14 protein-coding genes are annotated in these 12,886 nt (G+C 73.9%); 7 read left to right on the forward strand and 7 right to left on the reverse strand.

What is annotated here, in order from left to right; translation table 11 throughout:
• Positions 1-81: 81 nt before the first annotated feature.
• Entirely contained in the window at positions 82-1,911 is a 1,830-nt protein-coding gene (locus tag ABTY15_RS05955) for an acyl-CoA dehydrogenase (RefSeq protein ID WP_350576701.1), read from the reverse strand.
• Between the two features lie 214 nt (positions 1,912-2,125).
• On the opposite strand from ABTY15_RS05955, the gene ABTY15_RS05960 reads away from it, so the two are divergent.
• Positions 2,126-2,629, forward strand: coding sequence for an SseB family protein (locus tag ABTY15_RS05960; RefSeq protein WP_374106673.1), 504 nt, complete (start codon positions 2,126-2,128; stop codon positions 2,627-2,629).
• A 166-nt stretch (positions 2,630-2,795) separates the two neighbouring features.
• Positions 2,796-3,746: a pirin family protein gene (locus ABTY15_RS05965; RefSeq protein ID WP_350576703.1), complete on the forward strand. Its 951-nt coding sequence runs from the start codon at positions 2,796-2,798 to the stop codon at positions 3,744-3,746.
• Between the two features lie 41 nt (positions 3,747-3,787).
• Here the strand turns inward: ABTY15_RS05965 and ABTY15_RS05970 are convergent, their stop codons facing one another.
• Positions 3,788-4,609 (reverse strand): protein phosphatase 2C domain-containing protein, encoded by an 822-nt coding sequence (locus tag ABTY15_RS05970; RefSeq protein ID WP_350576705.1) that lies wholly within the window; start codon positions 4,607-4,609, stop codon positions 3,788-3,790.
• Positions 4,610-4,812: 203 nt separating this feature from the next.
• On the opposite strand from ABTY15_RS05970, the gene ABTY15_RS05975 reads away from it, so the two are divergent.
• Positions 4,813-4,953, forward strand: coding sequence for a hypothetical protein (locus tag ABTY15_RS05975; protein WP_350576708.1), 141 nt, complete (start codon positions 4,813-4,815; stop codon positions 4,951-4,953).
• A 22-nt stretch (positions 4,954-4,975) separates the two neighbouring features.
• Here the strand turns inward: ABTY15_RS05975 and ABTY15_RS05980 are convergent, their stop codons facing one another.
• Together ABTY15_RS05980 and ABTY15_RS05985 are read right to left on the reverse strand one after the other, a co-directional pair.
• On the reverse strand, positions 4,976-5,584 hold the full coding sequence (locus ABTY15_RS05980) for a TIGR03086 family metal-binding protein (RefSeq protein ID WP_350576711.1): 609 nt from the start codon (positions 5,582-5,584) through the stop codon (positions 4,976-4,978).
• A complete protein-coding gene (locus ABTY15_RS05985; RefSeq protein WP_350576713.1) occupies positions 5,581-6,447 on the reverse strand; it encodes an alpha/beta hydrolase in 867 nt (288 codons plus the stop codon). The genes ABTY15_RS05980 and ABTY15_RS05985 overlap by 4 nt, the downstream gene beginning before the upstream one ends.
• A 179-nt stretch (positions 6,448-6,626) precedes the next feature.
• Between ABTY15_RS05985 and ABTY15_RS05990 the strand changes: the two genes are divergently transcribed.
• On the forward strand, positions 6,627-7,280 hold the full coding sequence (locus ABTY15_RS05990; protein WP_350576717.1) for a TetR/AcrR family transcriptional regulator: 654 nt from the start codon (positions 6,627-6,629) through the stop codon (positions 7,278-7,280).
• Here ABTY15_RS05990 and ABTY15_RS05995 read toward each other — a convergent pair.
• Both ABTY15_RS05995 and ABTY15_RS06000 read right to left on the reverse strand, forming a co-directional pair.
• A complete protein-coding gene (locus tag ABTY15_RS05995) occupies positions 7,277-8,584 on the reverse strand; it encodes an amidase (protein ID WP_350576721.1) in 1,308 nt (435 codons plus the stop codon). The genes ABTY15_RS05990 and ABTY15_RS05995 overlap by 4 nt on opposite strands.
• 31 nt (positions 8,585-8,615) lie before the next feature.
• Positions 8,616-8,834, reverse strand: coding sequence for a hypothetical protein (locus ABTY15_RS06000; RefSeq protein WP_502893426.1), 219 nt, complete (start codon positions 8,832-8,834; stop codon positions 8,616-8,618).
• 241 nt (positions 8,835-9,075) lie between these two features.
• On the opposite strand from ABTY15_RS06000, the gene ABTY15_RS06005 reads away from it, so the two are divergent.
• Complete coding sequence (locus ABTY15_RS06005; RefSeq protein WP_350576724.1) at positions 9,076-10,020, forward strand: LAETG motif-containing sortase-dependent surface protein; 945 nt, start codon at positions 9,076-9,078, stop codon at positions 10,018-10,020.
• Positions 10,021-10,093: 73 nt separating this feature from the next.
• Here ABTY15_RS06005 and ABTY15_RS06010 read toward each other — a convergent pair whose 3' ends face one another.
• The gene (locus ABTY15_RS06010) at positions 10,094-10,723 is read right to left on the reverse strand and encodes an ATP-binding protein (protein ID WP_350576726.1); all 630 of its coding nucleotides are present in this window, start codon (positions 10,721-10,723) and stop codon (positions 10,094-10,096) included.
• Between the two features lie 229 nt (positions 10,724-10,952).
• On the opposite strand from ABTY15_RS06010, the gene ABTY15_RS06015 reads away from it, so the two are divergent.
• Positions 10,953-11,795: a hypothetical protein gene (locus tag ABTY15_RS06015; protein WP_350576728.1), complete on the forward strand. Its 843-nt coding sequence runs from the start codon at positions 10,953-10,955 to the stop codon at positions 11,793-11,795.
• Between the two features lie 245 nt (positions 11,796-12,040).
• Positions 12,041-12,820 carry a YcnI family copper-binding membrane protein gene (locus tag ABTY15_RS06020; protein WP_350576730.1) on the forward strand — a complete coding sequence of 260 codons (780 nt, stop codon included), beginning with the start codon at positions 12,041-12,043 and terminating at the stop codon, positions 12,818-12,820.
• The last annotated feature ends 66 nt before the right edge of the window (positions 12,821-12,886 follow it).

The raw sequence follows: 12,886 nt of genomic DNA on the forward strand, positions 1-12,886 counted from the left end.
TGGACTGGAACGCCGAAGGGCCCGGCAGGAAGCCGGGCCCTTCGGTTGAGGGTGGTGTCAGGCAGTCGGGGGTGCAGGGGCCTAGAAGGCCTCCTCCGCCAGCTCCATGATCTCGTTGTCGATGCCCTCGGCGATCAGTCGCTGCGGGGCGACGGTCGGCAGCACGTTCTTGGCGAAGAAGCGGGCCGCCGCGACCTTGCCCTGGTAGAACGGCACGTCCTTCTCCGAGGCGCCGGCCTCCAGCTTGGCCAGGGCCACCGCGGCCTGGCGCAGCAGCAGCCAGCCGACCACGACGTCGCCGGAGACCATCAGCAGGCGGGTGGTGTTGAGGCCCACCTTGTACATGTTCTTGACGTCCTGCTCGACCGAGGACAGGTCGGCCAGCAGCTTGCCGATGATGGCCTCCAGGTCACCCGCGGCCTTGGCGAGCAGCTCGCGCTCGGCGGCCAGGGCGTCGCCGCCGGCGGCGGAGGCGATGAACTTCTGGATCTGCTCGGACAGCGCGGTCAGCGCCTGGCCGCCGTCCTTGACGATCTTGCGGAAGAAGAAGTCCTGGCCCTGGATGGCGGTGGTGCCCTCGTACAGGGTGTCGATCTTGGCGTCGCGGATGTACTGCTCGATCGGGTACTCCTGCAGGTAGCCGGAGCCACCGAAGGTCTGCAGGGACTGGGCGAGCTGCTCGTAGGACTTCTCCGAGCCGTAGCCCTTGACGATCGGCAGCAGCAGGTCGTTCAGGCGCTCGGCGGCCTCGTCGCGCTCGCCGCGCAGCTTGGCGGCCAGCATGTCGTCCTGGGTGGACGCGGTGAACAGGACCAGCGCGCGCATGCCCTCGGCGTAGGCCTTCTGGGTCAGCAGCGAGCGGCGCACGTCGGGGTGGTGGGTGATGGTGACGCGCGGGGCGGTCTTGTCCAGGAACTGCGAGATGTCGGCACCCTGCACGCGCTCCTTGGCGTACTCCAGGGCGTTCAGGTAGCCGGTGGAGAGGGTGGCGATGGCCTTCGTACCGACCATCATCCGGGCGAACTCGATGATCTTGAACATCTGGCGGATGCCGTCGACGGTCTCGCCGAGCAGCCAGCCCTTGGCCGGGTGCTTGGCGCCGAAGGTCATCTCGCAGGTGTTGGAGGCCTTGAGGCCCATCTTGTGCTCGACGTTGGTGGCGTAGACGCCGTTGCGCTCGCCGAGCTCGCCGGTCTCCCAGTCGAAGTCGAACTTCGGCACGATGAAGAGGCCGAGGCCCTTGGTGCCCGGCTTACCGCCCTCGGGGCGGGCCAGCACCATGTGGATGATGTTCTCGGACATGTCGTGCTCGCCCGAGGTGATGAAGCGCTTCACACCCTCGATGTGCCAGGAGCCGTCCTCCTGCTTGATCGCCTTGGTGCGGCCGGCGCCCACGTCCGAACCGGCGTCCGGCTCGGTCAGGACCATGGTGGAGCCCCAGAGGCGGTCGGTCATCCGCTTGGCGACCTCCAGCTGCTCCGGGGTGCCCTCCTCGGCGATGACGCCGGCGAAGGCCGGGCCGGAGGAGTACATCCAGATGGCCGGGTTCGAGCCGAGGATCTGCTCGGCGAAGGCCCAGATCAGGGAGTTCGGGGTGACCTGGCCACCGATGGACTCCGGGATGCCCAGACGCCACCACTCGGCGTCCATGAAGGTCTGGTAGCTCTTCTTGAAGGTGGCCGGGATCGGCGCGGTGTTGGTCTCCGGGTCGAAGACCGGCGGGTTGCGGTCGGTGTCGGCGAAGGAGGCGGCGAGGTCGTTCTCGGCGAGGCGCGCGATCTCGCTCAGGATGTTCTTCGCGGTCTCGACGTCCATGTCCGCGAACGGTCCGGTGCCGTAGACCTGCTCGCGGCCGAACACCTCGAAGAGGTTGAACTCCACGTCCCGCAGGTTGGACTTGTAGTGACCCATGGCCGTTTTCTCCGGTTCGTCGCTTCCGGGAGACCGCCGCGTTCGGGCGTCCCGTACCCACCAGTAGGCATCATGATGCTACCCAGCGGTAACTTGGGCAAGCCCCTGGCGGTGAATCCGCTATGAACGTGGTCACGTCCCACAAGCCGGGACGACCACTCCTTGTCAGGATCGGCGCCAGCGCGGGCGGCTGCGCTCCCGCTAGCCTGTCCGTGTGTACGGATATGACCAGAACGCATACCCGGGTGACCCCTACCAGCAGCAGGCGGGTCCGCAGCCGGGCATGAACGGCATGCCCGGCGCCGACGCCTACGGCGCGCAGTCGCAGGCGAACCAGCAGTCCCTCTACCCCGAGCCCTCCCCGCCGTCCCTCGCGGACGCCGTCCGGGCCTTCACCACCGGCTCGATGGCGGTCGAGGACTTCCAGGCCATCTTCATCACCTCGAAGGTGCACTGCCCGCGCGGCGACCGCCCGGGCTTCCTGGCGCTGCACAACACGCCGACGCCGGTGATCCCGATGTTCAGCTCGCTGAAGGAACTGCGCCGCTACGCCGGCAAGGACTCCAAGCACTTCACCGTCACCGGCGCCGAGGTCCTGGACCTGCTGCCGACCGGCTACGGCTTCGCGCTCGACATGGAGGGCGAGCACCGGATGGTGTTCGACGCCAAGGCGGTCGAGCAGATGGTCGACTTCACCATGCGCCGGATGTATGGCTAGCGACCGCTTCGCGGCCGCCAGCCATTGCTTCGCAGACGGCTAGCCCACCCTGGAGAGGAGCCCTGGTTCCTCCGTCACGACATAGTTCAATTTTCAACTTGCTTCTTGTTGAGGATTGAACTAATCTCGTGGACGTAGGCCAGAGGAACCCCCGAAGGAGGCCGACATGCCCGCCGTGACCGTCGAAAACCCGCTGACCCTGCCCCGCGTCGCCACCCCGGACCCCGCCGTCACGAGCGCCCGCCCGGTCCTCACCGTGGTCACCGCGCCCGAGGGCTTCGAGGGCGAGGGCTTCCCCGTCCGCCGCGCCTTCGCCAAGATCAACACCAAGTACCTCGACCCGTTCATCATGATGGACCAGATGGGCGAGGTGGAGTACGCCGCCGGCGAGCCCAAGGGCACGCCCTGGCACCCGCACCGCGGCTTCGAGACGGTCACCTACCTGATCGACGGCGAGTTCATCCACAAGGACTCGCACGGCGGCGGCGGCCACCTCGGCGGCGGCGACACCCAGTGGATGACGGCCGGCTCGGGCATCCTGCACATCGAGACCCCGCCGGAGTCGCTGGTCATGACCGGCGGCCTGTTCCACGGCATCCAGCTCTGGGTCAACCTCCCGGCCTCGGACAAGATGACCACCCCGCGCTACCAGGACATCCACGGCGGCCACGTCAAGCTGCTCTCCACCCCGGACGGCGGCGCGGTCCTGCGGCTGATCGCGGGCGAGCTGGACGGCCACCAGGGCCCGGGCGTCACCCACACCCCGATCACCCTGCTGCACGCCAGCATCACCCCGGGCGCGCAGGTCACCCTCCCGTGGCGGCCCGACTTCAACGCGCTCGCCTACGTCCTCAACGGCGACGGCACCATCGGCGCCGAGGGCCGGCCGATCCACACCGGGCAGGCGGCGGTGTTCGGCGAGGGCGACACCATCACCGTCTCCGCCGACACCAAGCAGGACTCCCGGCACCCCAACCTGGACGTCATCCTGCTCGGCGGGCAGCCGATCCGTGAGCCGGTCGCCTGGTACGGGCCGTTCGTGATGAACAGCCACCGCGAACTGGAGCAGGCCATGCGGGACTTCCAGTCCGGCAGGTTCGGCCACCCGATCGACTGACCCGCACCACCCGGCGACGCCTCGGCCGTCCCGCCGCTGCCCTACAGCAGCGCGTAGACGGCCGAGGCGTCGTCGTGCCGCTTGCCGCGCGGCCAGCGCTCGCAGGCGGCGTCCGCCCGTTCGACCTCGCGGACCTGGGCGATCAGTTCACCCGGCCCGGACTCGGCGAGCAGCCGCAGCACGTCCGCCCAACTGCCCAGCCCGAAGCGCTCGGTGTAGCGCGAGGCGCCGTCGGTGAGGGCGGCCAGGGCGTGCAGCCGCTCCAGCCGGACGAAGCCGGTCTCGGCGTGCCCGGCGGCCCTCGGACTGGCGGCGGCGATCCACGGGCCGTTGCCCCGGTTGCGGGCGGCCCGGACGGCCAGCGCGTACTCCAGGTGCAGGGCGGCCCGCTCGGCCGAGCCGGGGACGGTCGCCCAGATCTGCCGGCGCAGCCCCTCCCCGCCGGGGAAGCGCTGGTTGTCCCCGATCACCTTCGGCGGGCCGTCCTTGTACTCCAGCACCAGCAGCGAGTCGCCGAGCACCAGGTACTCCAGCGACTCGCCGTGCCGCCGGGCCGCGACCACCATCGCGGCGGGCGTGTTCGGATGGGCGAGGTCGCAGCGGCCGCCGTGCAGCGCGGCCGTCTCCACGATGGCGTCGGACAGGCACTCGGCGATCGAGCGGTCCGCCCGGTCGGTGAGCCGGGCGAGCAGGTGCACGCCCAGCCGGCGGACGTACCAGGCGGTCCCGTGCCGGCACCCGGACTCCAGGCCGGTCGGCGAACTCGCACCGTCCAGCAGTACCAGCGCCTCCGGCGAGGCCGCCGCGAAGTCCTCGCTCTCGCGGCCCGGCCGCCGTGCTTCCCCTGCGAGCTGTAGCTGCATCCCGACAGTGTGGCCGCCGCCCCCGGCCCGCGCCCAGACCCGTGCGCCGGTGTGGCGCGGGCCGGTGCCCGCCGCCGGGTGGCAGCCGGGGCAATCCGGCCATACCGTCGGATAACGACTGGACAATTCGGCCAATCAGGGCCTGTCAGGTTTGGGATCACCTTCGGGTGTCCGGGCAGCCCGGGACTGACGAGGAGCAGGACATGTTCTGGCAGTTCATCGTGCTGTGCGCCGCCTCGCTCGGCTTTCCGACCGCCGCGCTGCTCTTCCTGATCGGCGGCCCCCGGTTCCCGGACGAGCAGCCCGGCGACGAGTCCGGGACGAGTGCCCGGACGAGCGCCTAGGACGCGTGCCCAGGACGCGCGCCTAGGCCTTCCAGGCCGGGTCGCGGCCCAGCAGGGCCAGCGCCCGGTCGAACCGGCCGCCGTCCGCACCCGGGTCGAGCGGCGGGCGGAAGGCCTTGCCCGGCACCCGGTTCTCCGGGGCCGCCGGGACGGCCTCGGTGACCGCCAGCAGCGCGGCGGCGAGCTCATCGTCGCCGTCGACGGCCGCGACCAGGCCCGCGGCGTCGCCGAGCGCGGCCGCGACGTCCCAGCCGTGCACCAGGGTGTCGAGCAGGTGGAAGCCGACGGCCCGGGGCAGCGGGAAGGGCTCGGCGCCCTGGATCTCGGGGAGCCAGAGCCCGCGGCCGGCCGCCGCGGCCTCGTGGAAGGCCGCGGTCAGCTCCGCGCCCGTCCGGCGGAAGGCGCCGGCCGGGTCCTCGCCGACCGGGGCGTCCGCGAAGAGCGCGAGGTCGGGCCCGGCGCCGCGGGCGGCCGCGGCGAAGCCCTGGTGCTGGCCGACCACGTGCTCCAGCAGCCGGCGCAGCGTCCAGCCCGCGCAGGGGGTGGGCAGGTCCAGCTGCTCCGGGCGGACGGCGTCCACCACCTCGGCGGCCAACTCCAGTGATTGCGCGTGCAGTTCGATGAGCCTCATGCGGCGGCGACCTCCAGGTCGGCGGACAGGAATCCGATCACCTGATCAACGACGGCCGGTTCCGCGATGATCCGGCGGTGGCCGAGCCCCTGGGTGACCACCAGGTCGAGCCGGTCCCCGTAGGCCTCCTTCAGCCGGTGCGCCTGGCTCAGCGGGACGACGTCGTCGCCCTCGTCGTGCAGCACCAGGACCGGCAGGTCGACCGCCACAGGCCGACGGGCGGCGTCGTACCGCTCCCAGGCCCCGGCGTCGCCGCCGAACAGGCCGTGCTCGATGCGCCGGCGCAGCGCGCGTTCGACGGTGGCGTCCAGCCCCAGCACGGCACAGAAGGCGGCCGGGAAGAAGTCGACCTCGGACACCCCGGAGACCGCCGCCAGCCGGTCGGCCCGCAGCCCGTCGGCCAGCGCGCCGAAGGCGGCGCAGACGCCCATCGAGTGGGCGACGACGGCCTCGAACGGGCCGTAGCGGTCCTGGAGTTGGAGCGCGAGGTGGCGGAACTCCAGCACGCTGGTGGCCCGCCCGCCGGAGTCGCCGTGGCCCGGTGCGTCAAAGGCGACGGCACTCAGGCCGAGCTCCCGCAGCCGGGGCACGTACGGCGCGAACCGGGAGGCCCGGGAGCGCCAGCCGTGCAGCAGCAGGACGGGCCGCTCGCCGCTGCCCCAGCGGTAGCCGACGACGGGCTTGCCGTTCACGGCCAGCCGCTCGACGGCGGCCTGCCGGTGGACCTCCTGTTCCGCCGGGCGCACCCGGCTGCGGCGCAGCGGCCGCTGGAACAGCTCGAACGCGGCCCGACCGGCCAGGCCGGGGGAGAGCCGCGCGGCGGGGTTGAGGGTGGTGCGGATCAGTGCCTGGGCCGGGTCCATCGGGTCTCCCTGTCGACGGGGTTCCTGGGGTGGGGCCGTGCTCGGTGCGGTGCTCGTGCGTGCCAGGTGGGCGATATTAGCACGACCGTTCGTACAGTTTTCCCGTCAGTTCTCTGGGCCCGCCGTGGCACACGCACTACCCTGGCGACACTGCACTGCGACGAGAACCGAGGTGAACGGTGGCCGGGTCGACCACGGACGGACGGGTCCTGCGCGGCGAGGAGACCCGCCGGGCCGTCCTGCGCCGCTCGGTCGAGATCGCCTCCGTCGAAGGCCTCGACGCGCTCTCCATCGGCCGGCTCGCCACCGACCTCGGGCTCAGCAAGAGCGGCGTGTTCGCCGGCTTCGGCTCCAAGGAGGAACTGCAGCTCGCCACCGTCCGCGCGGCCCGCCGGATCTTCGCCGACGCCGTCGTCGCCCCCGCCGCCGACGCCCTGCCCGGCCTCGCCCGGGCGCGCGCGCTCGGCGAGAACTGGCTCGCCTACTCACGGGCCCGGGTCTTCCCCGGCGGCTGCTTCTTCTACGAGGTCACCGCCGAGTTCGACGCCCGCCCCGGCGCCGTCCGGGACGCCCTCGCCGCCACCGCCCGGGAGTGGCACCAGGTGCTCACCGAAGCGCTCACCCAGGCCCGCGACGCCGGTGCCCTGCGCGCCGACACCGACCTCGCCGACCTGGCCTTCGCCCTCGTCGCCGTCCTGGAGACCGCCAACGCGCAGGCCGTCCTGCACGACGAGACCGCCCCGTACGAGCGGGCCGGCCGCCTGCTGCTGCGCCTGCTGCGCGCCGAGGCCACCGACCCGGGCGACCCGGCGCTGGCTGCCGACAAGTCCTAAGCCCCGCTCAACACCCGTTCCAGCCGGGCGGCCTGGGCCAGCAGGCGTTCGTCGCCGCCCGGCGCGCCGACCACCTGGAGGCCCAGCGGCAGCCCGTCCGCCGTCCGCCCGGCGGGCAGGCTGACGGCGGGCCGACCGAGGTAGCTCCACGGCAGCGACATCACCGCGTCACCGGTGCTGTGCAGCCCCTCCGGGGCGCCGCCCGGCGCGGACGGCGCCAGCCACAGGTCCACCCCGTGCCCGGCCGTCACCCCGGCCACCCGCTCGCGCAGCCGCTCCCGGGCCGCCAGCGCGGCCACCCGGTCCTCGGCCGCGACGCCCTGGCCGGCCCGGATGCTCGCCACCGTCTCAGGCCGGTACAGGCCGCCGAACCGGGCGAACCAGTCGGCGTGACTGCGGGCCAGCTCGAAGCGGTTGACGGTCTGCAACTGGCGGACGACCTCCTCGAAGTCCGGGAACAGCGCGACCCGACGGACCGTCAACCCGGCCTCCGCCAGGCGGTCCAGCTGCTCCTCGAAGGCCCGCAGCGCGGCCGGCTCGGCCCGCTCCAGGTAGGGGCCGTCCGGCACCCCGAGCACCGGAGCGCCCGCCGGCTCGCTGCCCCGCCAGTCGTCGCACAGCAGCGCCGCCGCCAGCGCCGCCCCGGCCAGGTCGGCGGCGAACACGCCCAGGGTGTCGAAGCTCGGCGCGTTCGGGATCACCCCGGCCATCGGGATCCGCCCGTACGTCGGCCGGAAACCCACCACCCCGCAGTACGCGGCGGGCCGGATCACCGAGCCCACCGTCTGGGTGCCGACCGCCAGCGGCACCAGCCCCGCCGCGACCGCCGCCGCCGAACCGCTGCTGGACCCGCCCGGGGTGTGCCCCGGGTGGTGCGGGTTGCGGGTCGGGCCGGGGGCGCTCGCCGCGAACTCGGCGGTCGCCGTCTTGCCCGCGACCAGCGCCCCCGCGGCCCGCAGCCGGTCCACCACCACGGCCTGCGGCCCCGCCAACACCCCCGGCGGCAGCGCCGAACCGCCGTGCGTGGGCAGCCCGTCCACGTGCACGATGTCCTTGATCCCGACCGCCACCCCGTACAGCGGCGGCCGCCCGGCCGGCTCCGGGTGGCGGGCGGCCAGCGCCCGGGCCTCGGCGTGCAGCCGGTCGTGCCGCCCGGGCTCGGGGACGAACGCGTGGAGCAGCGGGTCCACCCGGTCGAGCCGGGCGCAGAACCGGTCGACGTGCTCGGACAGGACCGGCACGCCGGACCTCAACTCGGCGGCCTCACGGGTCAGGGACCGCGGCCGGACCAGGGGTTCCTCCATGCCGATCACGGTAGTCCGTACGGACTGCCGCTCACGGGTGCTCGGCCGCCAGGTACGGCGTCTCGCGCAGGTAGTACGCCCCGCAGGTGTGGCAGCACAGTTCGGGGGTCTTCCCCCAGTCCACCGGCTCCCGGACCGCCGCATCCGGGGCGAGCTCCCGCCCGCACATCGCGACGTTCTCCGCGCCCCGGACCATGTGCCACAGCCGGACCCCGGCGGACGCGCCCTCGGCACCGTACTCGGCTCGCATCTGGTGCATCATCCCCCCATCGTCCGACCGCCGCCCGCCCCCGGCAACCGGGGCAAACCCGCAGGTCGGAAGCCCGGCCACGGCGCTGTGACGACGAGGGTCGAACCAGCGACCACCCCGGCCGAGGGCCGGCCACCACGGCTCGATAGGGTGCGCGGGCGCGACGGCCGCCGGCGCCCCCGCCGAAGCCCCAAGTCGCCCACAGGCAGACCCGATTCCCACCAGAGCTGGAGCATTGATCGTGCGCTCTTCCCGCCTTCTGGCCGCGTCCACGCTGGTAGCGCTCTCGCTCGGCGTCACGGTCGGCGCCGCCACCGCCGGCGCCGTCGGGGTCACCCCGACCCCCACCGCGACCGCGACCGCGACGGCCACCACGACGGCCACCGCCACTCCGAGCGCCACCGCGACGGCGCCCACCGAGCGGCCGCCGCACCCCACCCCCACCTTCACGCCGCTGCCGACGGCCACGCCGCCGGCCCCCGGCCGGTGCAGCGACGGCGTCTACCAGAGCTCGCTGCTCAAGGTCACCGCCAGCGGCCTGTACGGCACCACCCTGGTCAAGGGCGGCCCCGCCGCCGAGATCACCGTGGCCCTGGAGAACAACAGCGGCATCGACCTGCCCGCGCTCCACGACTCCGTCTACGTCACCGAGATGGAGAACCCCACCGGGGCCGCGTGGAACCCCGAGAACTTCAGCATCCAGGTGAACAGCGGCTCCGGCTGGAAGACCGTGCAGGGCAAGGAGCGCGTCATCGTGCTCGACGACCTCAAGCTCGCCAAGGGCGAGAAGACCACCCTGCACGTCCGGATCGCCGCCACCGCCAAGGCCCCCGCCGGGAAGTACCACGGCAACATCGTCGACATCGGCTCGGACGTCTTCGACAACGACAAGGTGCCCACCCCGGCCAACACCAAGGCGCACGGCTGCACCCAGTTCTACGGCAACTACGAGGGCGAGTTCCAGGTCGCCGAGGCCGGCGCCGCCACCACCGCGAGCACCCCGGCCACCACCGCGGGCGCCGTCACCCCCGCCGCCTCCGCCTCCCCGTCGGCGGGCCCGCACCTGGCCGAGACCGGTGCCAGCTCCAACACCCTGCCGATCGCCCTCGGCGGTGCCGCGGTGCTGGCCGCCGGTGCCGGCACCCTGCTCGTGCTGCGCCGCCGCAAGGCGGGCTCGCACAGCTGACCCGCTGATCGACGCACGACGGGCCCGCTCCACCTCTGTGGAGCGGGCCCGTCCGCATGTACCCGCCGCGGGGTCAGGAGGCCGCCCGCAACAGTGCGCCGTCCTGCCACTTGAGGATCTTGTCGAAGCTCACGATGGCGCCCCGGAGGGGGTGGTTGCGGAGCTGGACGTGGTCGGTGAGGGCGTGGATGAGGAAGAGGCCGCGGCCGGATTCGGCGGTGAGGTCGGGGAGGGTGTCGAGGTCGACCGGGCGGAGGGTGGGGGCCGGGGGGCGGCCGGGCAGCACGTGGGTGTCGTAGGGGTGGCCGTCGCGGCGGGGGCGGTGGGCGGCGAGGACGCGGGCCGGGACGGTGGCGCGGCCGCGGCGGGGGCGGCGGTGCGGGACGGTGTGCGTCGGCGGGGCGGCGGGTCGGCGGCGGTCGGCCCGCGGGGGCGCCGGGGCGGGCAGGCCGGGGCCGGAGTCGGTGACCTCGATCCGCAGCCGGTCGCCGCTGATCGAGGCGCTGACCTGGAAGCCGTCCTCGGGCCGGCCGGCGGCGCCGTGTTCGACCGCGTTGGCGCAGGCCTCGCTGAGGGCGACGCCGAGGTCGTGGGCGATCTGCGGGTCGACGCCGGCCGTCGCCATGGCACCGAGCAGGATGCGCCGGGCCAGCGGCACGCTGGCCGGGTCGCGCTTGAGGTGCAGAGTCCACCAGATGTCCACGGGAGGTCCCTCCTGGCTGCGGCTCCACATACAACTAGGTATCTCCGGGCGATCCGGCGGTGAACCGTGCCCGGGGGCGGCTACCGCCCGTTCGGCGGATGGACTGGGGCCGTGGACTGTGCCAAGCGGCGCACAGGGGGGCGTGCACGCCGCGGCCGAACGGGGCATTCGTAGGGATTTCCGACCCTGCCCGTGTCGCCGTGGTAGGCGGTGAGATGATGTCCCGGCCATGACTGCCCTCCCCGCCGCCCCGTTCCCGGGCGCCCCCGCCCCGGCCCGGCCGGTGGGGGTCGCCGCCTGGGATCTCCGGCTTGCCCGGGCCGTCCCGTTCGCGCTGGTCTGCACCCTGATCGCGGCCGCCGGGCACGCCCTGGCCGGTGGCGGGGACGTCGGACCGTACGCGCTGGCGGCGGGCTTCACGGCGGTGCTGGTGCTCGCGGCGGCGTGCGGCGGACGGGAACGTTCGCTGACGGCCATCGCCGGGGCGCTGGCCGCGGGCCAGCTGGGGCTGCACTGCCTGTTCCACTCCTTCGCCGGGCACCCGGCGGGGATGGCCGGCATGCCCGGGATGACCGGGACGGGCCACGGCGGCTCCGGTCCGCTGACCCTGTCGCAGGTGGCCGGCCGGCTGATCTGCAACGAAGCCCACCCCGGCAGCCTGACCGGGCTGTCCGGCGGTCCGTCCGCCGAGCAGCTGGTCTCCTCGGCGGGCCTGGACCCGCGGGCGTACGCCGTCGCGCCGTGGTGGCAGGGCGGCCTGTTCGGGATGACGCCGTCGATGCTGGCGGGCCACCTGGTGGCCGCGCTGGTGGCGGGCTGGTGGCTGCGGCGCGGCGAGGCCGCGCTGTGGCGGCTGGTGCGGGTGGCCGCGTCGGCGGCCCGGGAGCACTGGGCGGCGCCGCTGCGGTCGGCGTTCGCCCTGGCGGCCGCGCTGCTGCGCGGCCTGTTCGGCGCGGCCGGTCCGGCCCGCCGGTTCGGCGTCCGGAGCGGGGAGTGCCCGCTGCCGGTGGGGGCCGCGCTGCGGCACAGCGTGGTGCGGCGCGGGCCGCCGCGCGGGGCCTTCGCGTACTGATCCCCACCTGGTGCCGTCGTTCGTGCCGGGTCGCGGGTCGTGCGCGGCGTCCGGGCCGTGCCCGCGCTCTCCGAGGCGCCGGCGGCCCCTGGTTCCGCCCCACACACATCCCCACGGACGCGTCCCGCACGCGTCCCCACGGACGTGGCCCACACACGCCCCACGCGCGGCCCCACCGAGGCACGGTTCTCCCCGTCGCCCGGGAGCGGGCCGGTCCGCCGAGCTCCGAACGGAGACCCCGCATCATGCGTTCCCTTCCCACCCGCCGCATCGCCGCCGCCGCTCTCGCCGCCGCCACCTCCGTGGTGGTGCTGGCCGGTCCCGCGTTCGCGCACGTCACCGTGAACCCGGGCGCGGCCTCGCAGGGCGGCTACACGGCCGTCGACTTCCGGGTGCCGAACGAGAGCGACACCGCGAGCACCGTGAAGCTGGAGGTCAACCTCCCGCTGGACCACCCGCTGGCCTCCGTCCGCACCCTGCCGATGCCGGGCTGGACCGCCACCGTCGAGAAGGCGAAGCTCGACAAGCCGATCAAGGTGCACGGCAACGACGTCAACGAGGCCGTCTCCAAGATCACCTGGACCGCCGACGCCGGCACCAAGATCGCCCCCGGCCAGTTCCAGGAGTTCCGGGTCTCGCTCGGCCCGCTGCCGACCGACACCGACAGCCTGGTCTTCAAGGCCCTGCAGAGCTACGACAACGGCGACGTGGTCCGCTGGATCGACGAGTCCAAGGAGGGCCAGCCCGAGCCGGCCAAGCCCGCGCCCGTCCTGAAGCTCACCAAGGCCGCCGCCGGTGACGGCCACGGCGACAGCCACGGCGGCGCCACCGCCACCGCCGCCCCGGCCGCCGACGGCCACAACCACGGCGACAGCGCCGACAAGGCCGAGGCCGCCGACGCCGACCACAACAGCAGCGACTCCACCGCCCGTACCCTCGGCGTGGTGGGCATCGTGGTCGGCGTGATCGGCACCGCCGTCGGCGTCCTCGGCCTGCGCCGCCGCAGCGGCGGCTCGGCCTCCTGACCCCCCGCGCCGGCGGGGGGGGGCGCGCGGGCGGGCCCCCCCGCCGGGCGCCCCCCCCCCCCCCGG

Source organism: Kitasatospora sp. NPDC097643, assembly GCF_040302625.1.
In the GTDB taxonomy this organism is placed as follows: domain Bacteria; phylum Actinomycetota; class Actinomycetes; order Streptomycetales; family Streptomycetaceae; genus Kitasatospora.

Bases quoted from the DNA above. Each gene is read 5' to 3' on its own strand.
- ABTY15_RS05955 (WP_350576701.1), bottom strand. From the start codon at position 1,911: ATGGGTCACTACAAGTCCAACCTGCGGGACGTGGAGTTCAACCTCTTC.
- ABTY15_RS05965 (WP_350576703.1), top strand. From the start codon at position 2,796: ATGCCCGCCGTGACCGTCGAAAACCCGCTGACCCTGCCCCGCGTCGCC.
- ABTY15_RS05970 (WP_350576705.1), bottom strand. From the start codon at position 4,609: ATGCAGCTACAGCTCGCAGGGGAAGCACGGCGGCCGGGCCGCGAGAGC.
- ABTY15_RS05975 (WP_350576708.1), top strand. From the start codon at position 4,813: ATGTTCTGGCAGTTCATCGTGCTGTGCGCCGCCTCGCTCGGCTTTCCG.
- ABTY15_RS05980 (WP_350576711.1), bottom strand. From the start codon at position 5,584: ATGAGGCTCATCGAACTGCACGCGCAATCACTGGAGTTGGCCGCCGAG.
- ABTY15_RS05985 (WP_350576713.1), bottom strand. From the start codon at position 6,447: ATGGACCCGGCCCAGGCACTGATCCGCACCACCCTCAACCCCGCCGCG.
- ABTY15_RS05995 (WP_350576721.1), bottom strand. From the start codon at position 8,584: ATGGAGGAACCCCTGGTCCGGCCGCGGTCCCTGACCCGTGAGGCCGCC.
- ABTY15_RS06000 (WP_502893426.1), bottom strand. From the start codon at position 8,834: ATGCGAGCCGAGTACGGTGCCGAGGGCGCGTCCGCCGGGGTCCGGCTG.
- ABTY15_RS06015 (WP_350576728.1), top strand. From the start codon at position 10,953: ATGACTGCCCTCCCCGCCGCCCCGTTCCCGGGCGCCCCCGCCCCGGCC.
- ABTY15_RS06020 (WP_350576730.1), top strand. From the start codon at position 12,041: ATGCGTTCCCTTCCCACCCGCCGCATCGCCGCCGCCGCTCTCGCCGCC.